Origin of the sequence: Streptomyces sp. NPDC048338 (assembly GCF_043201055.1) — a bacterium.
Lineage (GTDB): Bacteria > Actinomycetota > Actinomycetes > Streptomycetales > Streptomycetaceae > Streptomyces.
The window spans coordinates 354,026-376,189 of the sequence record NZ_JBICYQ010000008.1 but is presented as its reverse complement, the minus strand read 5'-3'; the positions used below and the strand labels follow the sequence as shown (position 1 = coordinate 376,189).

Below are 22,164 nucleotides of genomic sequence, written 5' to 3'. Positions count from 1 at the left end.
GGGGCCCGGCGGTGCGCTACGGCTTGCCGCGTCGGCCCCGGAGCTGCTCCGCGACCGGCTTGAGGGACTCGTGCAGGTCGCCGAGCGCCTCGGGGGAGAGCTGGTCGATGAAGTGCCTGCGCACCGAGTCGACGTGGTGGGGTGCCACCTTGCGCATCGTCTCCATGCCCTGGTCGGTCAGGACGGCGTACAGACCGCGGCGGTCCGACTCGCAGTTCTCGCGGCGGACGAGGCCGGCGTTCTCCATCCGGGTGATCTGGTGCGAGAGGCGGCTCTTGGACTGCAGCGTGGCCGCGGCCAGATCGCTCATGCGCAGACGACGGTCGTCGGACTCCGAGAGGTTCACCAGGATCTCGTAGTCGTTGATGGTCAGGCCGAAGGGCTGGAGGTCCTTCTCCAGCTGGTACGTCAGCATTCTGTTGACGTCCAGGTAGGTGCGCCAGGCGCACTGCTCGGCGTCGTTGAGCCAGGGGGTGGCCGTCTCGGTCTCCATATATGGATTCTACCTAAGAAGTTGAATACTGGACGAAGTAGGGGACTGTGACGCGGGGCACCCGGAGCCCGGCAAACGGGTGCAGACGTTCGAGGGCGTCACACTCCGCAGACTACCGCTCACGCGCCGGACCCGGAGCGGCCCGGCGGCCGGCCGGGCCGGAATCAGACCCGGCCGGTTCGCACCCGCCCCGGACGGTCGCCGACGCGTCCGCGGACCGCGCCCGACCCGCGGCCCCGCCCGGGCTCCGGGCGGGGTGAGCGGGGTTTCCCCCGCCCGGAGGCGGGGGGAGGGTCAGAGGCCGAAGCGGCGCTGGAGGTCCCCCAGCTGCCCGGGAAGGCGCGGTACGGATCCGAGCGGTCCCTGGCCGGAACCGTGCGGACCATGGCCCGGAACGCCCGCCTGGGCCGGCGTCTCGCCGATCGCCCGCTCCGCCATCAGCAGCTCGGTCGACTGGAGCAGCACCGTACCCGCTCCGACGAACTCGAACTGGTGCTCCTCGCCCGAGGTCCCGCCGAGCCCCGTCAGGGCCCGTACCCCGCCCATCACGCCCGTCATGTACCCGTGGTCGTAGTGGTGGCACGGGGAGGGGCAGTCCGCCCAGCCGACCAGCGCCTGCGGGTCCACCCGCAGCGGGGGCTCCATGAAGACCACCGGGCCGTTGGAGGCGGCCACGAACTTGCCGGTGCCGATCAGCGTCACGAAGCCCGGCACGATCGACTGCTTCAGGGCCATCGTCGGCTGGTAGGCCAGGAGGTTGCCCGAACGGATCGTCAGGTTGCCCTCGTCGAGGTCGTACGAGTTCACGTCGAAGGCCCGGTCGGCGAGCAGCATCTTGCCGCTGCCCTCGGCGACCACCCAGTCGCTCGCGTGCAGCGGCGAGTGGAAGGACGTCCGCACCAGGCGGTCCAGCCGGCCGTGGCCGATGCCGTTGAAGTCGATCCGCCCGTAGTAGGCGATCATCTTCCCCTTCTGCAGGAACCACTGGGAGCCCTTGAGCTCCACACAGAAGGTGTAGGCGTTGACGTTGTCGTCCGACGGCAGGGTCATCGGATCGTGGATCACGGGGGCGCTCACAGCTTCTCCTCCGAGGCCTGGACGTACACGGAGCCGTTGCCGCTGAGCTCCAGCTGGAACGCCTCGCCGGAGCCGCGTCCCACCATGTCGCGCCAGCCGAGCGCGGTGGAGAGCTTGTTGCGTACGTCGCCGTGGTGGGCGACGTACGCCTGCGGGTCCACGTGGACGGCGCGGCCGGGCGTGATGGGCAGTTCGATGACGCCGCCGTGCGCCATCACCGCGACGGCGCCGTGCCCCTTGAGCGTGGTGGTGAAGAGCCCCTGGCCCGTGACCTGGCCGCGCACCATGCCCATGACCCCGCCCTGGGAGCCCATGAACATCGTGCCCTGCTCCAGCGTGCCGTCGAAGGCGAGCAGCCGGTCGGCCTCGACGTACAGGGTGTCGCCGGTCAGCCGGATCACCTGGATGTGGTGCCCGCCGTGGCCGAACATCACCGTGCCGCTGCCCTCGACGGTCATCAGCGGCGTCGCCTCGCCGGCGACACGGCGGCCGATCATCGACATGACGCCGCCCTGGCCTCCGGCGATGTTCGGGGTGAAGGAGACGTCGCCCCGATAGGCGAGCATCGCGCCGCGCTGGCTGAACATGCGCTGCCCCGGTACGACCGTGGCCTCGACCATCTTCGAGTTGATCTCGCGGAACGGCATCAGACGTCACCCCCGATCGTGTTCCGCTCGCTGGGCTGCACGTAGACGAGCCCGTCGCCCTCGAAGCGGATCTGGAACGCCTCGCCGCCGCCCTCGCCCAGGAAGGTGCGGAAGGTCACACCGGACTGGAAGTGCTGCTGGAGGTTGCCCTGGTGGGCGATGTACGCGCCGGGGTCGACGGAGAGCGGGTACTGCGGGGTGACGCGCAGGACCACGGCCGGGCCGTCGGACATGATCGCGGCCTGGCCGGTGCCCTCGACGGTCGTCGTGAAGAGCCCGTTGCCGGTCGCCCCACCGCGCAGGCCGGTGAAGGTGGTGCCGGTGCGCAGGCCCGCGTCGGTGCAGAGCAGGTTGCTCGCCTCGACGAAGAGCTTGTCGCCGTGCAGGGAGACCAGGTTGATCTCGGAGGCGCGGTCGGCGAACCAGCAGGTCCCCTGGCCCTTCACCTCCATCACTTCCATCTGTTCGCCGGTGAGGCGACGGGTGACCATCCCGCGCAGGCCCTCGCCGCCGCCGGACATCTTCTTGAAGGCCATCTGGCCGTCGTACGCGACCATCGAGCCGTTCTTCGCCTTGACGGCGTCGCCGGTCATGTCGACGGCGAGCACTTTGCTGCCTTGGAGTCGGAACATTGCCACGGAGGGAGATTACGGGGCGGGGTGCGGCGGCCACCAGGGACCTGCGGAGGATCCCGACCCTGATAAAGAGCCGGCAAAGTCGGGTGCCACAATGGGCGGGCGCTTGTGCATCCCTTCACAAGATCGTCGATCCCGATCCAAAGGTGACCCCCGTGGACATCAAGACCGCCTCGTCCCTCCACCGTCTCCGACTCGTCTCCGCGCCGGAGGCCGTCTCGTTCCTCCTGCTGCTGGTCTGCTCGGTGCTCAAGCGCACCACGGAGTTCAACGCGGTCCCGGTGATGGGCGCGATCCACGGCATCCTCTTCGTCCTCTACGTGCTGTTCTGGCTGGACGCCTGGAACCGGACCAAGTGGGGCTTCAAGACGGCGGCGCTCTACTTCCTGCTCTCCGTGCTGCCCTTCGGCGGCTTCTTCGCCGAGCGCAAGCTGAAGGGCGAGGCCGAGGACGCGGTCATCGCGTCCCGCGCCCGTCACGAGGGGACGGTGAACGCGTGATCGTCGCGTTCTCGGTCACCCCGCTGGGCGTCGGGGAGGAGGTCGGCGAGTACGTCGCCGACGCCGTCCGGGTCGTCCGCGAGTCGGGCCTGCCGAACCGCACCGACGCCATGTTCACCTCCGTCGAGGGGGAGTGGGACGAGGTCATGGCCGTCGTGAAGCGGGCCGTTGCCGCCGTCGAGGAGCGCGCCCCGCGGGTCTCCCTCGTGCTCAAGGCCGACATCCGGCCGGGCGTCACGGACGGTCTGACCGCGAAGGTCGCCACGGTGGAGCGCCACCTGGAGGCCTGACCTCCGGCTCTTCGCCCCGAGGTGCCGCCGGCACCTCGTCGAGCCCCCGCCCGTCCACGGGTCGGGGGCTCTCTCCGTGGCCGTCGTTTGAGCGACCGCTCAAAATCGGCTACCTTCTTTTTGAGCGGTCGCTCAATGAGTTTCGGCCGTCGTCGGCACCGGTGTCTCCGCGGGGGAGCGCCACCGGGCCGACGGCGACCGGCATCCGTCCGCCCGGCCCGTTCCTCCGTGCCCCCCCGTCGACCGACTGGCCGTCAGGCGTACGGAGTGCGGAGGCCCGTCCGGCCCGCCGGCCGGCTGCGCCCGCGGGGTGGACGTGATAGAGCCCGGCGCCGGGCTCCGTACGGGAGGAGGGACCCGCGTGACCGCAGACCCCGAGAACGCGGGGAAGGCGGGCGACGCGCGCCGGAGCCCCTCCCCGGGCACCGCCAAGGACGCGCGCGGCCGCGAGACCCGGGAGAAGCTCCTCGAAGGCGCCCTGCGCACCCTCACCGAACAGGGCATCGCCAAGACCTCGGCCCGCTCCGTCGCCGCCGCCGCGGGGGTCAACCAGGCCCTGGTCTTCTACCATTTCGGCTCCATGGACGAGCTCCTCGCCGCCGCCTGCCGGCACGGCGCGGAGCGGCGCGTGACCCGCTACCGCGAGCGGCTCGCCGCGATCGGAACCTTCGCCGAACTGCTCCAGTTCGGCCGGGAGATGCACGCCGAGGAGCGGGCCGGCGGTCATGTCGCCGTACTGGCCCAGCTGCTGGCCGGAGCGCAGACCCAGCCGCGCCTGGCGCCGGCCACCGCGGCCGGTCTCGACCTCTGGATCGAGGAACTCGAAGCCGTTCTCGCCCGGGTACTGGCCGGCAACCCGCTGGGCGAGCTCACCGACCCCGCCGGACTCGCCCGTACCTGCGCCGCGGCCTTCGTGGGGCTCGAACTGTACGAGGGGGTGGACCCGGACGGAGCGGAGCAGGTGCTCGCCTCCCTGGAGCAGCTGGCCTCGATCGCCGCCGCCCTGGAGGACCTCGGCCCGCTCGCCCAGCGGGCCGTCCGGCACCGGCTGCGGCGCGACGGGCGTCGCTGAATCGGCCCAGCGGCACCGCGCACCGCGAAAACGCTCGCTCGGACGAATTCCGGTCGCGTCGGCGACGGTCGTCCCCTTTCGTGGGGATATCGACCTGTCCGACGGCAGCTGGAGGCACCGTGCGGCCGGAAGGCTACGACTACGAGACCTACAGCCGAATCGCCGGTCCCCTCACGGAGCCGGAGACGACGGCGTACCGGGTGAGGTACCGCAGCCTGCTGGCGAAGGAGCCGCACCGCATACGAGCCGTCCTGCTCATGGCCCTCGCGCCCCTGCTGTCCGCGACCCTGCTCGTCTACCTCGTCTGGCCCAGCCACTGGACCGTCCGCGAGGACGGCGACAGCCTGCTCGTCCATCTCGACACGGTGATGCTGGTGTCGATCGGCCTCATCTGCTTCTTCATGCTGGTGAACGTCGCCTCGATCGCCCACGCCACCATGGTCGCCCGCGACCCGATACCCGTGTACGCCGAGAAGGGCACCCGGGTCGCCTTCCTCACCACGTACGTGCCGGGCAAGGAACCGCTCGCCATGGTCCGCGCGACCCTCGCGGCCGCGAGGCGGCTGCGGCACGACGGGCCGCTGGACGTCTGGCTGCTCGACGAGGGCGACGACGAGGGGGCCAGGGCCCTCTGCGCCGAACTCGGGGTCCGGCACTTCACCCGGCGCGGAGTACCCGAGTGGAACCGTGCCAAGGGCGTCCACAAGGCCCGCACCAAGCACGGCAACTACAACGCCTGGCTCGCGATGCACGGCGACGCCTACGAGTTCTTCGCCTCCGTCGACACCGACCACGTCCCCCTGCCGAACCTCCTGGAGCGGATGCTCGGCTACTTCCGCGACCCGGACGTCGCCTTCGTCGTCGGACCACAGGTCTACGGCAACTACACCGGGCCCGTCACCAAGGCCGCGGAGTCCCAGCAGTTCCTCTTCCACGCCCTGATCCAGCGGGCCGGGAACCGCTACCACGCGCCCATGTTCGTCGGCACCAACAACGCCGTCCGGGTGTCCGCACTGAAACAGGTCGGCGGCCTGTACGACTCGATCACCGAGGACATGGCGACCGGCTTCGAGCTGCACCGGCGCAGGAATCCCGGCACCGGTCACTTCTGGCGGTCCGTCTACACCCCCGACGTCCTCGCCGTCGGCGAGGGCCCGGCCTCCTGGACCGACTTCTTCACCCAGCAGCTGCGCTGGTCCCGGGGCACGTACGAGACGCTGATCAAGCAGTACTGGAAGACTCCCTTCAGGGTGCCGCCCGGCCGTTTCCTGAACTACACCCTGATGCTCGTCTACTACCCGATGACGGCGGTCAACTGGCTCCTCGGCATCCTCAGCTGCGTGCTGTTCCTCTGGTTCGGGGCGTCCGGCACCCAGGTGTCCTCCGCGGTCTGGCTGATGATCTACAGCGACGCGGTGGCCCTGCAGATCGGGCTGTACCTCTGGAACCGGCGGCACAACGTCTCGCCGCACGAGCCCGAGGGGTCCGGAGGGCTGGCCGGCATGGCGATGTCGGCGCTCTCCGCCCCGATCTACCTCAAGTCCCTCGGCGCCGCGGTGCTGCGCACCCGCGGCCGGTTCGTCGTCACCCCCAAGGGCGGCGAGGCCAGCCCGGACCGCCCCCTCACCTTCCGGATCCACCTCGCCTGGGCGGCCGTCCTCGTCGTCTCCCTGGCCGCCTCCGTCCACTTCCACCACACCCACGCGGCCATGCGCACCTGGTCCCTCCTCGCCCTGGCGCTCACGCTCAGCCCGCTCGCCGTCTGGGGCTGGACCGTCCTGCGCGGCGGCCGGGTCGGCGGCGGTGCCCGGACGGGCGGTGCTCCCGCCGCCGAGCCCGGAGCGCTCCCGACCGCCGTCCTGGTGACGAAGACGACGACCGCCGCGTCCGGCCCCGCCGGACCGACCGCGGCGGCGCCCACGACGACCGGAGGAAGCTGACACATGGTCCGACAGCCGTCGAAGAAGCTCAGGAAGAACCTGGTCGGCGGGGGAGCCGTCGTGGTCCTCGCGGCGCTGAACGCCCCCGCCGCCGTCTCCTTCGTCGAGGCGAACTACCACGCCTACAAGATCGCCCAGCCCGGGTACCTGCGGAAGTACGGCTCCTGGCAGCAGGTCGACGTGCCCTCCGAGTACCGCGTCAACGCGATCCACGCGGCGCTGCTGCGGACCGGCAAGGTGCTGCTCATCGCCGGCTCGGGCAACGACCAGAAGAAGTTCGACTCCGGCACCTTCGAGACCGTGCTGTGGGACCCGCGGAACGACACCTTCAAGAAGATCCCCACCCCCGTGGACTTCTTCTGCTCCGGCCACGCCCAGCTCCCCGACGGCCGGCTCCTGGTCGCCGGCGGCACCGCCCGCTACGAGATCCTCGACGGCGAGGTCCGGAAGGCCGGCGGCGGGATGCGCGTCAAGAACGAGAGCCCGGACAAGGCCGTCACCCTCAGGAAGGGCACCGTCTTCCGCTCTCCCTCGGGTGTCGAGTACGTCAGCAGGTTCGACGTCACGGTGCCCAGGGCCAAGCGCGAGTTCGAGGTCTCGTACACGGGGAGCGGTCAGATGAAGCCGTGGAAGACCAAGGTCACCGCGGCCGAGGCACGGGTCTTCGTCGAGGCGCGCGAGGAGGGCCCCCAGGCACTCACCACCGAGGCCGCGCAGTACGAGATCGTCGGCCTCAGGGGCGCCGACGCCGACAACGTCTACGGGCTCGCCCAGCGGCTCACCACCGAGAAGCAGGACTTCCAGGGCATCAAGGGCGCCTACGAGTTCGACCCCCGGGCCGAGCGCTACGTCCCCGTCGCCCCGATGAAGGACGCCCGCTGGTACCCCACCCTGGTCACCCTCGACGACGGCAAGGTCCTCGCCGTCTCCGGCCTCAACGACGTGGGCGACGTCGTCCCCGGCGACAACGAGATCTACGACCCGGCGACCCGGACGTGGTCCCGGGGACCCTCCCGCTACTTCCCCACCTACCCCTCGCTCTTCCTCACGAAGGGCGGCAAGCTCCTCTACACCGGCTCCAACGCCGGCTACGGACCCGCCGACAAGGGCCGCGCGCCGGGCCTGTGGGACCTGGAGAAGAACACGTTCACCCGGCTCGGCGGGCTGACGGACCCGGACCAACTGGAGACGTCCTCCTCCGTCCTCCTGCCGCCCGCCCAGCGGCAGCGGCTCATGGTCCTCGGCGGCGGCGGGGTCGGCGAATCCCCGAAGTCCACCGCCCGCACCTCCATCGTCGACCTCTCCCTGGCCTCCCCGTCGTTCCGGGACGGGCCGGTGCTGCCGCAGGGCACCCGCTACCTCAGCAGCGTCCTCATGCCCGACGACACCGTCTTCACCACCGGCGGCTCGCGCCAGTACCGCGGCCGCGGCGGCAGTGACGTGCTCAAGGCGCAGTTCTACGACCCGCGGACCAACGGCTTCACCGAGGCGGCCGAGCCGACCGTCGGACGCAACTACCACTCCGAGGCGCTGCTGCTCCCCGACGGGCGGGTGGCCACCTTCGGTTCCGACCCGCTCTTCGACGACAAGGACAACACCAGGCTGGGCACCTTCGAGCAGCGGATCGAGGTCTTCACCCCGCCCGCCCTGCACCGGGCCGGCGCCACCCGGCCCGTCCTCGGGGAAGGACCGGAGAAGGTCGACGGCGGTGGCCGGGTCACCTTCCGGACGGCGGACGCGGCCCGGATCGCCACCGCCCGGCTGATGCGCCCGAGCGCGGTCACCCACACCACGGACGTCGAACAGCGCTCCGTCGAGCTGGGCCTGACGAAGGGCGCGGGCACGGTGACGGTGGACGTGCCGAAGGACCGCACGCTGGTGCCGCCCGGCTGGTACATGCTCTTCGTGACCGACGGGGACGGCACCCCGTCCGAGGCGAAGTGGGTGCAGGTCGGCTGACGGCCCGTCGTCCGCGGGTTCAGGCCCTGGCCCTCCTGGCCAGGCCCAGGGCGTAGTCCGGCCACCAGGTGCCCGCGGCCGGCCCGCCCCGGCACGTGCCGTCCGAGTCGCCGGGCCGCTTGATCCAGAGGTACGCGTCGACCCGTTCGTCCCCGGTGTCGTCGGTCGGCGGCACGCCCAGCGCCCGGCCCGGCGGATTGCACCAGGCCTCCTCCCGGTTCCCCGGCAGGGGGCCTGCGCCGTTCCGGCTGGTGTCGATGGTGAAGTGGGCGCCGCCGAGCAGCGCCGACAACCGCCCGCCGAAGCCCTTCACGCGGTCGTTGGTCTCGAAGTTGGAGACGTTCAGCGAGAAGCCGTCCGCGCGTCCGACGCCCGCCCGCCGCAGGGGTTCGACCAGCTTGCCGGGATCGTCGATCCACCGCGGATTTCCGGCGTCCAGGTAGACCCGGATGCGCGGCTGCCGCTTCAGCCGGTGGATCGCCTCGGCCAGCAGCCGGTAGCGCTCGTCGTGGTACTGCCCCGGGGTGCAGCCGTCCACCATGTGCGCGACCGCGTCCGGCTCCAGGACGACCACCGCGGGCGCGTCCCCGACCGCGCCGGCGAAGGCGTCCAGCCAGGCCCGGTAGGCCCCGGCGTCGGGCGCGCCGCCCGCCGAGTACATCCCGCAGTCGCGGTGCGGGATGTTGTACGCCACGAGCACCACGGTCCGCCGCTCGGCCGCGGCGCCGCGCACCGCCTTGGCGACGTCCGGTGCGGGGTCGTCCCCGGCCGGCCACTCGGCGACCGGACGCTCCGCGATCCGCCGCAGGATCCGGGCGTCCTCGGTGCGGCCCTGTGCCTCGTACTCCCGGACCTGCCGGGCCGCGTCGCTGTCGGGGTCGACCCAGAAGGGGGAGCCGCCGGTGGGGGCTGCGGACGTGCCGGGGGAGGGCGGACCGGCCGGTGTCCGGCCCCGGCCGCCGGTGTCGCAGCCGCCGACGAGGAGCGCGCAGGCCAGGGCGAGGGCCACGGGGGCCGCGACGGTGGCGGTGGTGGTGCGGCGGGACATCCGGCCCCCAGGGTCACGGGTCAGACGGGCCGGATCATCGTGACACAACGGTCATATCGGGTCGGGGTGCGACACCGCCAGGGCGATCCCCAGCGGAGTCCGCTCGTACAGCACCTGGTGGCCGTGGCGGCGCGAGGTCAGCAGGCCCGCCTCCCGCAGCACGCCCAGATGGGCCGACACCGAGGAGGCGGCGAGCCCGAGCCGGTGCGCCAGCGCGGTCGTGCCGGCCGGCTCGTCGAGCGCGCACAGCACGTCGGCGCGGGCCCGTCCGAGCAGCCGGGCCAGACTGTCCGGCGTCCGCTCGCGGGCCTCGGTCCACAGGCCGCCGATCCCGCGGACCGGATAGGCGACGGTCGGCTGCCAGGGCGGGTCGAAGCCGCTCACCACGTCGGGCCAGATGAAGACCGACGGCAGCAGGACGAGCCCCTGGCCGTCCAGGGCGCGGACGTGTTCGCCGCGGTAGTCGACGGTGAGGGTCGCGCGCTCGGCGGCCCAGTCGAACGCGGGGTGCAGTTCGCCCAGGAGCCGTTCCAGACCGCCCTCCGCCAGCCGGCGCGAGTGGTAGGCGACGTCCGCCTCCAGCAGCGCGCGCAGCCGCGGCCAGTCGGGGGCCACCAGGACCTCCCAGGCGAGCCGCAGCAGATCGGCGAGGCGCTGGACGGCGCCGGCCGGGTCGGCGAGCATGCGCTGGCCCTCGGCGCTGTCCGCGGCCCCGGGGGTGCCGGCGAGTGCCCGCTCGAAGTCGTCCAGGGCGAGGGCCGGATCGGTCTCCCGGACGGCCGCGATCTCGTCCTCGAAGGACGCGGTCGCCCGCAGCGGGGGCGGATAGAGGAAGTCGGGACTGTGGCCGCGCTGCGGCATCAGCAGGTGCAGCGGCCGCAGGTCGAGCCCCTCGGCCGCGCCGCGGATCCGTCGCAGCCAGGGCAGGTGGTAGCCCTGCTGCCGGGGCCGGGCGAGCACCCGCACGGCGGAGTGCGTCTCCCAGAGCGGCGAGATCGCGAACCGGATCCGGAGCGGGTCGGACTCGCCGAAATGGAGGTGGTAGGGCACGGGTCCTCCGGCTCGGGAGATTCGGCTGGAGCCGAAAGTCTAGGTCCGCCGTCCCGCGCCCGGCAGTCTGCGCCGCATGCCGAGACCAGCCGACGACACGCCCCAGGCCCCGACCCGGCCCTCCCCGCGGACACCCGAGCCCGCCCTCGCGGCCCCGGGGGCGGCCGCGACCGCAGGCGCCCCCGCGACCGCGCCGGGCGCCGTGGCCTCCGAACCCGTCCCCGCCGCCGGGCCCGCCCCCGCCCCCGCCCGGGAGCCGGCGCCCACGCCCGACGCGGAGCGGGCCACGGGCCCCGGCGGGGAGGACGGGCGGCGCGGCTACCGCGCCGTGTTCGCCGTACGGGAGTTCCGGACCGTCTTCGTGGCCCACCTGCTGTCCCTCCTCGGTGTCGTCATCAGCGAGATCGCGCTCACCGTCCTCGTCTACGACCTCACCGGCTCCCCGCTCCTGTCCTCCCTCACCTTCGCGCTCGGCTTCCTGCCCTACTTCCTCGGCGGCACCCTGCTCGCCGGCGTCGCCGACCGCCACCCGCCCCGCAGGGTCCTCGTCGTCTGCGACCTCGTGTGCGCCGGCTGCGTCGCGCTCATGGCCGCCCCCGTGACCCCCGTCGCCGGACTCCTCGTGCTGCGCTGCGCCGTCGCCGCCGTCGCGCCCGTCTTCAACGGCACCCGCATGGCGACCCTCACCGACATCCTGGGCGGGGGTGAGCTCTTCGTCCTGGGCCGGTCCGTGCTGCGGATCGTCTCGCAGAGCGCCCTGCTCGCCGGCTTCGGCGTCGGCGGCGTGCTCCTCACCCTCGTCCCGCCGCGCGGGGCCATCGCGATCACCGCCGCCACCTTCCTGATCTCCGCGCTGCTGCTGCGCTTCGGCACCCGGAAGCGGCCCGCCCGGGCGCCCGGCGCGCGCGAGGGGCTCGGCGGGACGCTCGCCGTGCTGCGCCACCGCCGGGTCCGCGCGCTCATGCTGATGTTCTGGATCCCGCCGCTCTTCGCGGTCACCCCCGAGGCGCTCGCCGCCCCCTACGTCGACGAGATCGGCGTCTCCACCGCCGCCCTCGGCCTGCTGATGTGCGCCCTTCCGGTCGGCACCATCGCGGGCGAGCTGCTCGCCGGCTCCGTGCTGGGGCCCGAGGCCCGGTCACGGATCGTCGTCCCGCTCGCCGCCGTCGGGCTCCTGCCCCTCCTCCTCTACGTGACCGAGCCGGGCGTCGCCCTGGCCGCCGCCGCCCTGCTGCTGGCCGGCGCCACCGGCGCGTACACCCTGGGGCTCGACGCCTGGTTCGTCGCCGCCGTCCCCGAGGAGCAGCGGGGCCGGGCCATGACGCTGATGACCGCGGGCATGATGACGGTCCAGGGCGTGGGGATGGCCGCGGCCGGCCTCGCCGCGGAGTTCGCCGCCGTGCATCTCGTGGTCGCCGGCGCCGGCGTGCTCGGCACGTTCGCCGTCCTCTGGGTCGTCGCCGAGGTGCGGGCGACCGAGGCCGGGACGACCGAAGTACGAGACGGGGCTGACCAGCATGTGACCAGTGGGTAAGGTCGACGCGTGCCGAAGCCGCTCAGTCTCCCGTTCGACCCCATCGCCCGCGCCGACGAACTCTGGCAGAAGCGCTGGGGTCCGGTCCCGTCGATGGCCGCGATCACCTCGATCATGCGGGCCCACCAGATCCTCCTCGCCGAGGTCGACGCGGTCGTCAAGCCGTACGGACTGACCTTCGCGCGCTACGAGGCGCTGGTGCTCCTCACCTTCTCCAAGGCCGGCGAGCTGCCGATGTCCAAGATCGGCGAGCGGCTCATGGTCCACCCCACCTCGGTGACGAACACCGTGGACCGGCTGGTGCGGTCCGGTCTGGTCGACAAGCGGCCCAATCCCAACGACGGCCGCGGCACCCTCGCCTCCATCACGGACAAGGGCCGCGAGGTGGTCGAGGCGGCCACCCGCGACCTGATGGGGATGGACTTCGGGCTCGGGGTCTACGACGCCGAGGAGTGCGCCGAGATCTTCGCGATGCTGCGCCCCCTGCGCGTGAACGCGCACGACTTCGACGAGAGCTGACCCGCGCGAAGATCGCCCGGAACGTGCCGTTACGCTCGACGGCATGAAATCCAGCGTGCTGACCCGCTACCGCGTCATGGCGTACGTGACCGCCGTCATGCTGCTCGTGCTGTGCACCTGCATGGTCTTCAAGTACGGGTTCGAGACGGGCGAGGACGTGACCTTCGCGGTCTCCCAGGCCCACGGCGTCCTCTACATCATCTACCTGATCTTCGCCTTCGACCTGGGCTCCAAGGCGAAGTGGCCGTTCGGCCGGCTGCTCTGGGTCCTGCTGTCGGGCACCATCCCCTTCGCCGCCTTCTTCGTCGAGCGCAAGGTCGTCCGCGACACGCTTCCGCTGGTCAGCGGCGCGCAGCCGGAGCCGGTCAAGGCCTGATCTCCCACCTCCGCACATATGTGCGGAGGTTTGCCTTAGACGTTTACTAGGACGTCCTAGTAAATTCGATGGCATGGACGCTGACGCGATCGAGGAAGGCCGCCGCCGCTGGCAGGCCCGCTACGACAAGGCCCGCAAGCGCGACGCGGACTTCACCACGCTCTCCGGTGACCCGGTCGAGCCGGTCTACGGGCCCCGGCCCGGGGACGCCTACGAGGGGTTCGAGCGGATCGGCTGGCCGGGCGAGTACCCCTTCACCCGGGGTCTGCACCCCACCGGCTACCGCGGCCGGACCTGGACCATCCGCCAGTTCGCCGGCTTCGGCAACGCCGAGCAGACCAACGAGCGGTACAAGATGATCCTGGCCGCCGGCGGCGGCGGGCTCTCGGTCGCCTTCGACATGCCGACCCTGATGGGCCGCGACTCGGACGACCCGCGCTCGCTCGGCGAGGTCGGCCACTGCGGCGTCGCCATCGACTCCGCCGCCGACATGGAGGTCCTGTTCAAGGACATCCCGCTCGGCGACGTGACGACCTCCATGACGATCTCGGGCCCCGCCGTGCCCGTCTTCTGCATGTACCTGGTCGCCGCCGAGCGTCAGGGCGTCGACCCGGCCGTGCTGAACGGCACGCTCCAGACCGACATCTTCAAGGAGTACATCGCGCAGAAGGAGTGGCTCTTCCAGCCCGAGCCGCACCTGCGCCTGATCGGCGACCTGATGGAGCACTGCGCGCAGGGCATCCCCGCGTACAAGCCGCTCTCGGTCTCCGGCTACCACATCCGCGAAGCCGGGGCGACGGCCGCGCAGGAGCTCGCCTACACCCTCGCCGACGGCTTCGGCTACGTGGAGCTCGGTCTCTCGCGCGGCCTGGACGTCGACGTCTTCGCGCCCGGTCTCTCCTTCTTCTTCGACGCGCACCTCGACTTCTTCGAGGAGATCGCCAAGTTCCGCGCCGCCCGCCGGATCTGGGCGCGCTGGATGAAGGAGGTCTACGGGGCCGAGACCGACAAGGCCCAGTGGCTCCGCTTCCACACCCAGACCGCCGGTGTCTCGCTCACCGCCCAGCAGCCGTACAACAACGTCGTGCGCACGGCCGTGGAGGCCCTCTCCGCGGTACTCGGCGGCACGAACTCGCTGCACACCAACGCCCTCGACGAGACCCTGGCGCTCCCCAGCGCGCAGGCCGCCGAGATCGCGCTGCGCACGCAGCAGGTGCTGATGGAGGAGACGGGTGTGGCCAACGTGGCCGACCCGCTGGGCGGCTCCTGGTACGTCGAGCAGCTCACCGACCGCATCGAGGCCGACGCCGAGAAGATCTTCGACCAGATCAAGGAGCGCGGCCGGCGCGCCCACCCGGACGGGCGGCACCCGATCGGTCCGATCACCTCGGGCATCCTGCGCGGCATCGAGGACGGCTGGTTCACCGGCGAGATCGCCGAGTCCGCCTTCCGGTACCAGCAGTCCCTGGAGAAGGGTGACAAGCGGGTCGTCGGCGTCAACGTGCACCACGGCTCGGTCACCGGCGACCTGGAGATCCTGCGGGTCAGCCACGAGGTCGAGTGGGAGCAGGTCCGGGTCCTGGGCGAGCGCAAGGACCGGCGCGACGACGCCCGCGTCCGCGCCGCGCTCGACGCGATGCTGGCCGCCGCCCGGGACGGTTCGAACATGATCGGCCCGATGCTCGACGCGGTCCGCGCGGAGGCCACGCTCGGCGAGATCTGCGACGTGCTCCGCGACGAGTGGGGCATCTACACGGAGCCGCCGGGCTTCTAGGTCCTGTTCGGGCGGACGCGAGATGGACGACGGAGGGGGCGGCAGCTGCCGCCCCCTCCGGTCGTCACGGCTGCTTCGCCGCCGTGCCCAGCACCCGCTGCGGGGTGATCCGGACGGCCACGCGCACCACCTCCGGGGGCAGTTCGAGGTACTCCTGGCCCGCGCCCGGCCCCTCGTAGTGCTCGGCGAGCGCCACCGCGAGCGCCCGGCCGGCGTCCTCGGTGACCGTGGCAGTGCCCCGTATCTCGGCGTAGTGCAGCGGGTCCCGGCGGTCGTACACGGTCAGGCTCACGCGCGGATCGGCCTGGATGTTGCGGACCTTGCGGCGGCCGTCCTCGGTGGAGATCAGCAGGTCGTCGCCGTCGCGGGCCACCCAGACCACCGAGGTCTGCGGGGAGCCGTCGGGGTGGACGGTGGCCAGGACCGCCGGATGGGTGTCGTCCAGAAGCGCGCGTACGGCGCTGTTCAGAGGTGTCGTCACCGCCGCGACGATAGGTGCTGTCCGGACGATCTTCCAGGAGGCGGCCCGGGTGCAGGTCCGCACGCGAGCGGGGGATCCGCCGCCCTTCCGGGGCGCGTTCAGCCCTGCGATGCCGCCGCGCCGATGCCGCCCACGAGCAGCGCGCACAGCCGCTGGACCCACTGCTCGTCGACCGGTTCGGCGCTCACGAGCGCCCGATGGACCACCGCGCCGGCGATCACGTCGAAGATCAGGTCGTCCGTGGCGTCGACCGTGGCGGGGTCCCGGTCGGTGGGCAGCTCGCCCCGGGCCTGGGCCCGTTGGCGCCCCTCCAGTACCAGCCGTTTCTGCCGGTCGACGATCGAGGTGCGGATCCGCTCGCGCAGCGGTACGTCCCGGGTGGACTCGGCCACCACCGCCATCAGGGCCGTCTTCGTCTCCGGGCGCTGGAGCAGCTCGGCGAACTGCAGCACCACGTTCTCGATGTCCGCCTGCAGGCTGCCGAGGTCGGGCAGTTCGAGCTCGTCGAAGAGCACCGCGACGGCGTCCACCACGAGCTCGTTCTTGTTGCCCCAGCGGCGGTACAGCGTGGTCTTGGCGACCCCCGCCCGCGTCGCCACGTCGCCCATCGTGAGCTTGGACCAGCCCAGGTCGACCAGGGCCGCGCGGGTCGCCTCCAGGATCGCGGCATCGGCCTCGACCGAACGGGGACGGCCGGGGCGGCCGGTGGTGCGGGAGCGGGTACGGCTGCACATGGAGGCGACCATACCCGCCGGTAGGTATTGCGCCAGAGGCGCGTGATGTGAGGCAGTTCACCGCCGGGAACTCCCCGCTCCCCTCGCCGCGCGGTGCCCCGCACAGTTACGCTACGACCTGTAGCGAAAGGCTTGAGCGGCCCCAGCGACGACCACACGCACCGGGTGGGGACCCGGTGCAACCTGACGAGAACCGTGTTCGTCCGTACGTCTCGCACACCGGCGGGAGGCCTGCGGGCGGCACGGTTCAGCCATGGCTTACCGGTAACGCGCGCGGAAGGGGGAGGATGTACTCATGCAGCCCAGAAACATGTCCATGAGCGGCGTCGTCGACCTCGCCGCGGTGAAGGCGGCCGGAGAGGCCAAGGCCAAGGCGGAGCAGGCGCGCGCCGAGGCCGCCCGGCACGGCGGCGCCCCTGCCGTCGCCCCTTCCGCCCTGGTGATCGACGTCGACGAGGCCGGCTTCGAGCGCGATGTCCTGCAGCGCTCCGCCGAGGTTCCGGTCGTCATCGACTTCTGGGCCGAGTGGTGCGAGCCGTGCAAGCAGCTCGGCCCCCTCCTGGAGCGTCTCGCCGTCGAGTACAACGGCCGCTTCCTGCTGGCCAAGGTCGACGTCGACGCCAACCAGATGCTGATGCAGCAGTTCGGCATCCAGGGAATTCCGGCCGTTTTCGCGGTCGTGGCGGGCCAGGCCCTGCCGCTCTTCCAGGGCGCGGCGCCCGAGGCCCAGATCCGGCAGACCCTCGACCAGCTGATCCAGGTCGGCGAGGAGCGCTTCGGTCTGACCGGAATCGCCGTCGACTCCTCCGCCGAGGGCGTCGCCGACGAGGCGCCGGTGCCGGCCGGCCCGTACGACGCCCTGCTCGAGGCGGCCATGTCCGCGCTCGACGCCGGCGATCTCGCGGGTGCCGTGCAGGCGTACAAGAACGTGCTCGCCGACGACCCCGCCCACCCCGAGGCCAAGCTGGGTCTGGCCCAGGCCGAGTTGCTCGCCCGGGTGCAGGACCTGGACCCGCAGCTGGTGCGCAAGGAGGCGGCGGACCGGCCGGCCGACGTCGCCGCGCAGATCGCCGCCGCCGACCTGGATCTGGTGGGCGGTCATGTCGAGGACGCTTTCAGCCGTCTTGTGGACGCCGTGCGCCGTACGGCCGGTGAGGACCGGGACGCGGCGCGCCTGCGCCTGCTGGAGCTCTTCGAGGTCATCGGTCCGGACGACCCGCGGGTCACGACGGCCCGTCAGGCGCTCGCACGCGTGCTGTTCTGACCCCGTCCGTCCCGCCCGGGACGGTGCCGATTTGGCGACACAGTGACACAACGCGGCCGCGCTTTACCAAAACTTGGTAATCGCGGCCGCTGTTACTTGCAGTAAATCGAACCCGGATTTCTGTCCGTATTTCAACGGCATCCTCCCCCTATGTCTCGGGCCAAGGCTCCACCCTGTGTGGCCGCCCGACATCGCCCTGTCGTGGCGTGGTTATCCAGCCGTTACTAGCGAGTAACGAACCCCCTTGTGCCCCGGCCCGTAATGGACCACGATCGGCGACGCTCGGTCCTCCACCGCACCAAGCCCGGCAACCATCCGGGTGAGCGGCGAGGGTCCCCACCGGGCGGGCCGGCGACAGTGGCGCCGGCCGTGGACAGGGGGGTTCCTGCTCTCACCGGCAGGGCCTGTCCAAGCAGGTTGCGCGCAAGGCGTGGCCAGTGGTTGTCGCTCGGGGGTGATCGCCGGTGAATCGGACGCACAGCGGCCGTTGTTCCGGCGCTTCTTCCCGAGGACGTAGCACTTCTCCCATCCCAGGACGGGCCCTGGGCCCATCCGGAGATGTACGTCCGAGAAGGAGGAATTCTCATGAAGTCCCAGGTTCGTGGCGGGACCAGATGGAAGCGGTTCGCCGTCGTCATGGTGCCGAGTGTGGCCGCGACGGCCGCGATCGGTGTCGGCCTGGCTCAGGGCGCGCTGGCCGCGTCCTTCAGCATCTCCGGCCAGGAGTTCAAGGTTAAGGCCGACAGCCTTGTCGGCAAGGACTTCGTGCAGTACGGCAGCCTCGCGTCCGGCAAGGACCTCGAGGGCAAGCCGTTCGCGGAGCCGGTCGGCGTCTCGGGCTTCTCCGAGGCGTGGATCACCAACATGTGCCAGTCCGTCGTGACGCCGAAGGTTCCGTTCATCGGCAACGTCTCGCTGGAGCTGCGCGCCGGTACGGACAACGGCGAGCCCGTCTACGCGAAGGACATCTACCTCGATGTCTCCTCGCTGAAGGCGGACGCGGAGTTCGGCAACATCGACATCGGTGTTGCGGCGGGCTCCCTGCCGAAGTCGCAGGGCAAGCCGGGCATCCAGCCGGGCACCCAGGCGAACCCGTACGGCTTCTCGCAGCGTGCCGAGACGGCGACGCTGAAGAACGTGGAGCAGAAGGCCTGGGCGACCACCGCCGGTACCTTCAAGCTTCCCGACCTGAAGCTGTCGCTGCACAAGGGCACCAAGGAGTGCTTCTCCGAGTAATCACTCGGCGAGCATCCCGCTCGGCGGGCGTGGGCCGTCGTTCCCGTACGGCCTGCGCCCGTTATCGGCCATAGCGCCACTTTCTCGACTTTTCACAGCAACACCGCTTCCAGGGAGCTGTTTTCCATGAGCGCCGAGTCCACTGCTTCCCGCGGAGTCCCGAACGAACACCGCTTCCGCACCTGGCGGGGTACCCGGCCGTTCTGGGCCGGTCTGTTCACCATGCTGGGCGGCGTGCCGATCGCGTACCTCCCGTACGCCGACATGCGGCTCGGCAACATGACGATCGCCATGGCGACCACGGCCGGTGCCGGCGCGCTGATCATCGGCGTACTGCTGGTGACGCTCGGCCTCACCATGTGGTTCCAGCCGATCGTCCGGGTGTTCGCGGGTGTGGCCGCGATCGTGCTGGCGCTCGTCTCCATCCCGGTGTCGAACTTCGGCGGTCTCGTCTTCGGCTTCCTCTTCTCCATGGTCGGCGGCTGCCTCTCGGTCGCCTGGGCGCCGGGCGCCCCGGTGGAGGAGACCGAGCAGAGCGAGGACGAGGAAGTCCCGGGCGAGTACGGGTACGACGGTCCGCAGCAGGGCCCGGAGGGGGACGAAGGCTTCGACGCCGTCGTGCCGGTGCCGGTTCCGGAGCAGCGCGCCGGTCAGGAGCCGGGCCTCTCGGCGGGTCCCGGTGCGCAGCCGACCGAAACGACGATCGACGCCAACGGCGGGAGGAACAGTGCGGGGTGACGAAACACAGTCGTCGCAGTCGGCGACGACTGGGGACAGCGCCACTCTGGCCAGCAGGGGTCCGCGGCACGCGGCCCCGCGCAAGTCACTGCTGAACAGAATCCAGGTACCGGCGGGCAAGGCGATGGCCCTGGCGGCCATGCCGACCGCGGTGCTCGTCGGCATGGGGTTGACGCCCCGGCTCGCCCTCGCCGACGAGAAGGACATCCCGTTCGCTCCCGGTCCGTGTGTGACCCGCTCGGACGAGCCGGCCGCCGAGGAGACGACGAAGCCCGCCGAGACGCCCGAGCCGACCGCCAGCGCGTCCGCGACGGAGAAGCCCGCCCCGGAGGCCACCGAGGAGAAGGAGACGCCGGCACCCGGCGCCACGCCCTCGGCCGACGAGAGCGCGAAGGCCGTCACGGAGCAGCGGCCCGCCGTACAGCAGGCGCCCGCTCCGACGCCGACCCCGACGAAGAGCGTCAACCCGCTCGACCCGCTGGGCCTCGGCGACAAGCTCAAGGACCTCTTCGACGGCCCCGACGCCACGCCGACGAGCACGCCGTCCCCGACGGCCACCACCGAGGCTCCCGAGCCGACGACGGCCCCCACGACGGCTCCGACGAAGGCTCCCGAGACGGGCACGGCACCCAAGACGCAGACCCCGGCCGACAAGGCCAAGGACGCGATCAAGGACGCCGCCGACAAGGCGGGTGCCAAGGTCGAGGAGCTGCCCGAGGACGCCAAGGGCCTCGACGTCAAGAAGGACGAGGACATACCCGAGGGCGCCAAGCCGCGCTTCCCGTGCCCCGAGCCCGACCCCGAGGCGCTCGCGGCGGCCGACCTGGAGCCGGGCATCCCGCTGCTCCCGGACGAGCCGTGGAAGCTCGAGAGCTCGCTGCTCACGCTGAAGGGCCTCAAGTACCACGGCATCGTCGAGGTCAAGACGGGCAGCGGCAAGATCAAGAAGGTACTGAAGTTCACCGCGAGCGAGGTCGACATCAAGGACCTGCACCAGTTCACGGTGCACTCGCAGGGCCGCACCGGTCACGTCCGCTCCGACAAGGGCTCGACGTCGACCATCCGCAGCGGCACGGTGACCATGTACACGGAGCAGCTGAAGGGCAACCTCTTCGGCCTGATCCCGATCACCTTCAACCCGCAGACCCCGCCGCCGCTCGACGTCCCGTTCGCCTTCTTCAGCGACGTGGAGGTCATCCAGGCGGGCCAGTTCGGCGGCACGCTCAAGGTGCCCGGCCTGCGCAACACGGTCGAACCGAGCTGACCGGCCACTCCGGTGGCCACACATGACGAGGGCCCCCGTCCGATCCGGACGGGGGCCCTCGTCATGCCGCGTGCGGAGCGCGTCAGTCGCGCTCTCCGCCGCCCAGGTGGTGGACCCGGACCATGTTCGTGCTGCCGGGGACGCCGGGAGGCGAGCCGGCGGTGATGACCATCGTGTCACCCTCGTTGTAGCGCTGGAGCTTCAGCAGCTCCGCGTCGACCAGCTCGACCATCGCGTCGGTGGTCTGCACGAACGGCGCGAGGAAGGGCTCCACGCCCCAGCTCAGGGTGAGCTGGTTGCGGGTCGACTCCTCCGTCGTGAAGGCCAGGATCGGCTGCGTCGCGCGGTAGCGCGAGAGGCGGCGGGCGGTGTCGCCGGACTGCGTGAAGGCGATCAGCGCCTGGCCACCCAGGAAGTCCGCGATCTCGCAGGCCGCACGGGCGACCGAGCCGCCCTGCGTACGCGGCTTCTTGCCGGGCACGAGCGGCTGCAGGCCCTTGGAGAGCAGCTCCTCCTCGGCCGCGACGACGATCTTCGACATCGTCTTCACGGTCTCGATCGGGTACGCGCCGACGGAGGACTCCGCCGAGAGCATGACCGCGTCCGCGCCGTCCAGGATCGCGTTGGCCACGTCGGAGGCCTCGGCGCGCGTGGGGCGGGAGTTGGTGATCATCGACTCCATCATCTGGGTGGCGACGATGACCGGCTTGGCGTTGCGGCGGCACATCTCCACGAGGCGCTTCTGCACCATCGGGACCTTCTCCAGCGGGTACTCCACGGCGAGGTCGCCGCGGGCCACCATGACCGCGTCGAAGGCGGCGACGACATCCGCCATGTTCTCGACGGCCTGCGGCTTCTCCACCTTGGCGATGACGGGGACCCGGCGGCCCTCCTCGTCCATCACCTTGTGGACGTCCTTGACGTCGTTGGCGTCGCGGACGAAGGAGAGGGCGACCATGTCGCAGCCCATCCGGAGGGCGAAGCGGAGGTCCTCGACGTCCTTCTCCGACAGGGCGGGGACGTTCACCGCCGCGCCGGGCAGGTTGATGCCCTTGTGGTCGGAGATGACACCGCCCTCGACGACGATCGTCTTCACCCGCGGGCCCTCGACCTCGACGACGCGGAGCTCGACGTTGCCGTCGTTGATCAGGACCTGGTCGCCCTTGGACACGTCGCCGGGCAGGCCCTTGTAGGTGGTGCCGCAGATGGACTTGTCCCCGGGGACGTCCTCGACGGTGATGGTGAACTCGTCACCGCGCACCAGCTCGACGGGACCCTCCGCGAAGGTCTCCAGACGGATCTTGGGGCCCTGGAGGTCGGCGAGCACGCCCACGGCGCGGCCGGTGTCCGCCACCGCCCTGCGGAGACGGTCGTACCGCTCCTGGTGCTCGGCCTGGGTCCCGTGGCTCATGTTGAATCGGGCCACGTTCATACCGGCCTCGATGAGAGCCTTCAGCTGCTCATACGAGTCGACGGCGGGGCCCAGCGTGCAGACGATTTTGGAACGGCGCATGAGGCGGATCCTATCGGTTT

Annotated in this window: 22 protein-coding genes; 13 read left to right on the top strand and 9 right to left on the bottom strand. The window is 71.3% G+C overall.

All coding sequences use genetic code 11. From position 1 onward, the window contains the following. Nucleotides 1–16 precede the first annotated feature (16 nt). The 4 genes from ACGFZF_RS20970 to ACGFZF_RS20955 form a co-directional block, all read right to left on the bottom strand. Nucleotides 17–493, bottom strand: coding sequence for a MarR family winged helix-turn-helix transcriptional regulator (locus tag ACGFZF_RS20970; RefSeq protein ID WP_393556143.1), 477 nt, complete (start codon nucleotides 491–493; stop codon nucleotides 17–19). Nucleotides 494–787: 294 nt separating this feature from the next. Next, nucleotides 788–1,570, bottom strand: coding sequence for an AIM24 family protein (locus ACGFZF_RS20965; RefSeq protein ID WP_393556141.1), 783 nt, complete (start codon nucleotides 1,568–1,570; stop codon nucleotides 788–790). Next, nucleotides 1,567–2,217, bottom strand: a complete 651-nt coding sequence (locus ACGFZF_RS20960; protein WP_393556139.1) for an AIM24 family protein — start codon at nucleotides 2,215–2,217, stop codon at nucleotides 1,567–1,569. The genes ACGFZF_RS20965 and ACGFZF_RS20960 overlap by 4 nt, the downstream gene beginning before the upstream one ends. After that, the gene (locus ACGFZF_RS20955; protein ID WP_187282897.1) at nucleotides 2,217–2,855 is read right to left on the bottom strand and encodes an AIM24 family protein; all 639 of its coding nucleotides are present in this window, start codon (nucleotides 2,853–2,855) and stop codon (nucleotides 2,217–2,219) included. Before ACGFZF_RS20955 ends, ACGFZF_RS20960 begins: the two co-directional genes overlap by 1 nt. Nucleotides 2,856–3,007: 152 nt before the next feature. Here ACGFZF_RS20955 and ACGFZF_RS20950 point away from each other — a divergent pair, with 152 nt between their 5' ends. The 5 genes from ACGFZF_RS20950 to ACGFZF_RS20930 all read left to right on the top strand — a co-directional run bounded on the left by ACGFZF_RS20950 (nucleotide 3,008) and on the right by ACGFZF_RS20930 (nucleotide 8,613). Next, nucleotides 3,008–3,352 (top strand): DUF3817 domain-containing protein, encoded by a 345-nt coding sequence (locus ACGFZF_RS20950; protein ID WP_393556137.1) that lies wholly within the window; start codon nucleotides 3,008–3,010, stop codon nucleotides 3,350–3,352. Beyond that, nucleotides 3,349–3,642 (top strand): MTH1187 family thiamine-binding protein, encoded by a 294-nt coding sequence (locus tag ACGFZF_RS20945; protein WP_356607680.1) that lies wholly within the window; start codon nucleotides 3,349–3,351, stop codon nucleotides 3,640–3,642. The genes ACGFZF_RS20950 and ACGFZF_RS20945 overlap by 4 nt, the downstream gene beginning before the upstream one ends. A 361-nt stretch (nucleotides 3,643–4,003) precedes the next feature. After that, nucleotides 4,004–4,714: a TetR/AcrR family transcriptional regulator gene (locus ACGFZF_RS20940; protein ID WP_393556134.1), complete on the top strand. Its 711-nt coding sequence runs from the start codon at nucleotides 4,004–4,006 to the stop codon at nucleotides 4,712–4,714. A gap of 119 nt (nucleotides 4,715–4,833) precedes the next feature. Next, a complete protein-coding gene (locus tag ACGFZF_RS20935; RefSeq protein WP_393556132.1) occupies nucleotides 4,834–6,654 on the top strand; it encodes a glycosyltransferase family 2 protein in 1,821 nt (606 codons plus the stop codon). A gap of 3 nt (nucleotides 6,655–6,657) precedes the next feature. Beyond that, nucleotides 6,658–8,613 carry a galactose oxidase-like domain-containing protein gene (locus ACGFZF_RS20930; protein ID WP_393556130.1) on the top strand — a complete coding sequence of 652 codons (1,956 nt, stop codon included), beginning with the start codon at nucleotides 6,658–6,660 and terminating at the stop codon, nucleotides 8,611–8,613. Nucleotides 8,614–8,632: 19 nt separating this feature from the next. Here the strand turns inward: ACGFZF_RS20930 and ACGFZF_RS20925 are convergent, their stop codons facing one another. Both ACGFZF_RS20925 and ACGFZF_RS20920 read right to left on the bottom strand, forming a co-directional pair. Then, complete coding sequence (locus ACGFZF_RS20925) at nucleotides 8,633–9,661, bottom strand: glycoside hydrolase family 6 protein (RefSeq protein WP_393556128.1); 1,029 nt, start codon at nucleotides 9,659–9,661, stop codon at nucleotides 8,633–8,635. Between the two features lie 51 nt (nucleotides 9,662–9,712). Continuing rightward, entirely contained in the window at nucleotides 9,713–10,711 is a 999-nt protein-coding gene (locus tag ACGFZF_RS20920; protein ID WP_393556126.1) for a DUF5937 family protein, read from the bottom strand. Between the two features lie 76 nt (nucleotides 10,712–10,787). Here ACGFZF_RS20920 and ACGFZF_RS20915 point away from each other — a divergent pair, with 76 nt between their 5' ends. The 4 genes from ACGFZF_RS20915 (at nucleotide 10,788) to ACGFZF_RS20900 (ending at nucleotide 14,914) form a co-directional block, all read left to right on the top strand. Beyond that, entirely contained in the window at nucleotides 10,788–12,245 is a 1,458-nt protein-coding gene (locus ACGFZF_RS20915) for an MFS transporter (protein WP_393556124.1), read from the top strand. A 9-nt stretch (nucleotides 12,246–12,254) separates the two neighbouring features. Further along, nucleotides 12,255–12,764 carry a MarR family transcriptional regulator gene (locus ACGFZF_RS20910; protein ID WP_356607666.1) on the top strand — a complete coding sequence of 170 codons (510 nt, stop codon included), beginning with the start codon at nucleotides 12,255–12,257 and terminating at the stop codon, nucleotides 12,762–12,764. 43 nt (nucleotides 12,765–12,807) lie between these two features. Then, a complete protein-coding gene (locus ACGFZF_RS20905; RefSeq protein WP_147981278.1) occupies nucleotides 12,808–13,140 on the top strand; it encodes a DUF3817 domain-containing protein in 333 nt (110 codons plus the stop codon). A 73-nt stretch (nucleotides 13,141–13,213) separates the two neighbouring features. After that, on the top strand, nucleotides 13,214–14,914 hold the full coding sequence (locus ACGFZF_RS20900) for a methylmalonyl-CoA mutase (RefSeq protein WP_393556121.1): 1,701 nt from the start codon (nucleotides 13,214–13,216) through the stop codon (nucleotides 14,912–14,914). A 64-nt stretch (nucleotides 14,915–14,978) separates the two neighbouring features. Here ACGFZF_RS20900 and ACGFZF_RS20895 read toward each other — a convergent pair whose 3' ends face one another. Together ACGFZF_RS20895 and ACGFZF_RS20890 are read right to left on the bottom strand one after the other, a co-directional pair. Beyond that, nucleotides 14,979–15,395 carry a PPOX class F420-dependent oxidoreductase gene (locus ACGFZF_RS20895; protein ID WP_393556119.1) on the bottom strand — a complete coding sequence of 139 codons (417 nt, stop codon included), beginning with the start codon at nucleotides 15,393–15,395 and terminating at the stop codon, nucleotides 14,979–14,981. 98 nt (nucleotides 15,396–15,493) lie between these two features. Then, the gene (locus ACGFZF_RS20890) at nucleotides 15,494–16,129 is read right to left on the bottom strand and encodes a TetR/AcrR family transcriptional regulator (RefSeq protein WP_393556117.1); all 636 of its coding nucleotides are present in this window, start codon (nucleotides 16,127–16,129) and stop codon (nucleotides 15,494–15,496) included. Nucleotides 16,130–16,424: 295 nt separating this feature from the next. Here ACGFZF_RS20890 and ACGFZF_RS20885 point away from each other — a divergent pair, with 295 nt between their 5' ends. The 4 genes from ACGFZF_RS20885 to ACGFZF_RS20870 all read left to right on the top strand — a co-directional run bounded on the left by ACGFZF_RS20885 (nucleotide 16,425) and on the right by ACGFZF_RS20870 (nucleotide 20,631). Beyond that, nucleotides 16,425–17,393 carry a tetratricopeptide repeat protein gene (locus ACGFZF_RS20885; RefSeq protein WP_393556115.1) on the top strand — a complete coding sequence of 323 codons (969 nt, stop codon included), beginning with the start codon at nucleotides 16,425–16,427 and terminating at the stop codon, nucleotides 17,391–17,393. A gap of 585 nt (nucleotides 17,394–17,978) precedes the next feature. Then, complete coding sequence (locus ACGFZF_RS20880) at nucleotides 17,979–18,629, top strand: DUF6230 family protein (RefSeq protein WP_147981283.1); 651 nt, start codon at nucleotides 17,979–17,981, stop codon at nucleotides 18,627–18,629. A 126-nt stretch (nucleotides 18,630–18,755) separates the two neighbouring features. After that, a complete protein-coding gene (locus ACGFZF_RS20875; protein ID WP_393556112.1) occupies nucleotides 18,756–19,367 on the top strand; it encodes a DUF6114 domain-containing protein in 612 nt (203 codons plus the stop codon). Then, nucleotides 19,357–20,631: a hypothetical protein gene (locus ACGFZF_RS20870; protein WP_393556110.1), complete on the top strand. Its 1,275-nt coding sequence runs from the start codon at nucleotides 19,357–19,359 to the stop codon at nucleotides 20,629–20,631. Before ACGFZF_RS20875 ends, ACGFZF_RS20870 begins: the two co-directional genes overlap by 11 nt. A gap of 82 nt (nucleotides 20,632–20,713) precedes the next feature. On the opposite strand, the gene pyk is transcribed toward ACGFZF_RS20870, so the two are convergent. Then, the gene (gene pyk / locus ACGFZF_RS20865) at nucleotides 20,714–22,144 is read right to left on the bottom strand and encodes a pyruvate kinase (RefSeq protein ID WP_393556108.1); all 1,431 of its coding nucleotides are present in this window, start codon (nucleotides 22,142–22,144) and stop codon (nucleotides 20,714–20,716) included. Nucleotides 22,145–22,164 lie beyond the last annotated feature (20 nt).

Coding starts and splice junctions, on each gene's coding strand:
- ACGFZF_RS20925 (WP_393556128.1), bottom strand. CDS start 9,661: ATGTCCCGCCGCACCACCACCGCCACCGTCGCGGCCCCCGTGGCCCTC.
- ACGFZF_RS20875 (WP_393556112.1), top strand. CDS start 18,756: ATGAGCGCCGAGTCCACTGCTTCCCGCGGAGTCCCGAACGAACACCGC.
- ACGFZF_RS20915 (WP_393556124.1), top strand. CDS start 10,788: ATGCCGAGACCAGCCGACGACACGCCCCAGGCCCCGACCCGGCCCTCC.
- ACGFZF_RS20960 (WP_393556139.1), bottom strand. CDS start 2,217: ATGCCGTTCCGCGAGATCAACTCGAAGATGGTCGAGGCCACGGTCGTA.
- ACGFZF_RS20930 (WP_393556130.1), top strand. CDS start 6,658: ATGGTCCGACAGCCGTCGAAGAAGCTCAGGAAGAACCTGGTCGGCGGG.
- ACGFZF_RS20905 (WP_147981278.1), top strand. CDS start 12,808: ATGAAATCCAGCGTGCTGACCCGCTACCGCGTCATGGCGTACGTGACC.
- pyk (WP_393556108.1), bottom strand. CDS start 22,144: ATGCGCCGTTCCAAAATCGTCTGCACGCTGGGCCCCGCCGTCGACTCG.
- ACGFZF_RS20885 (WP_393556115.1), top strand. CDS start 16,425: ATGCAGCCCAGAAACATGTCCATGAGCGGCGTCGTCGACCTCGCCGCG.
- ACGFZF_RS20900 (WP_393556121.1), top strand. CDS start 13,214: ATGGACGCTGACGCGATCGAGGAAGGCCGCCGCCGCTGGCAGGCCCGC.
- ACGFZF_RS20890 (WP_393556117.1), bottom strand. CDS start 16,129: ATGTGCAGCCGTACCCGCTCCCGCACCACCGGCCGCCCCGGCCGTCCC.
- ACGFZF_RS20880 (WP_147981283.1), top strand. CDS start 17,979: ATGAAGTCCCAGGTTCGTGGCGGGACCAGATGGAAGCGGTTCGCCGTC.
- ACGFZF_RS20970 (WP_393556143.1), bottom strand. CDS start 493: ATGGAGACCGAGACGGCCACCCCCTGGCTCAACGACGCCGAGCAGTGC.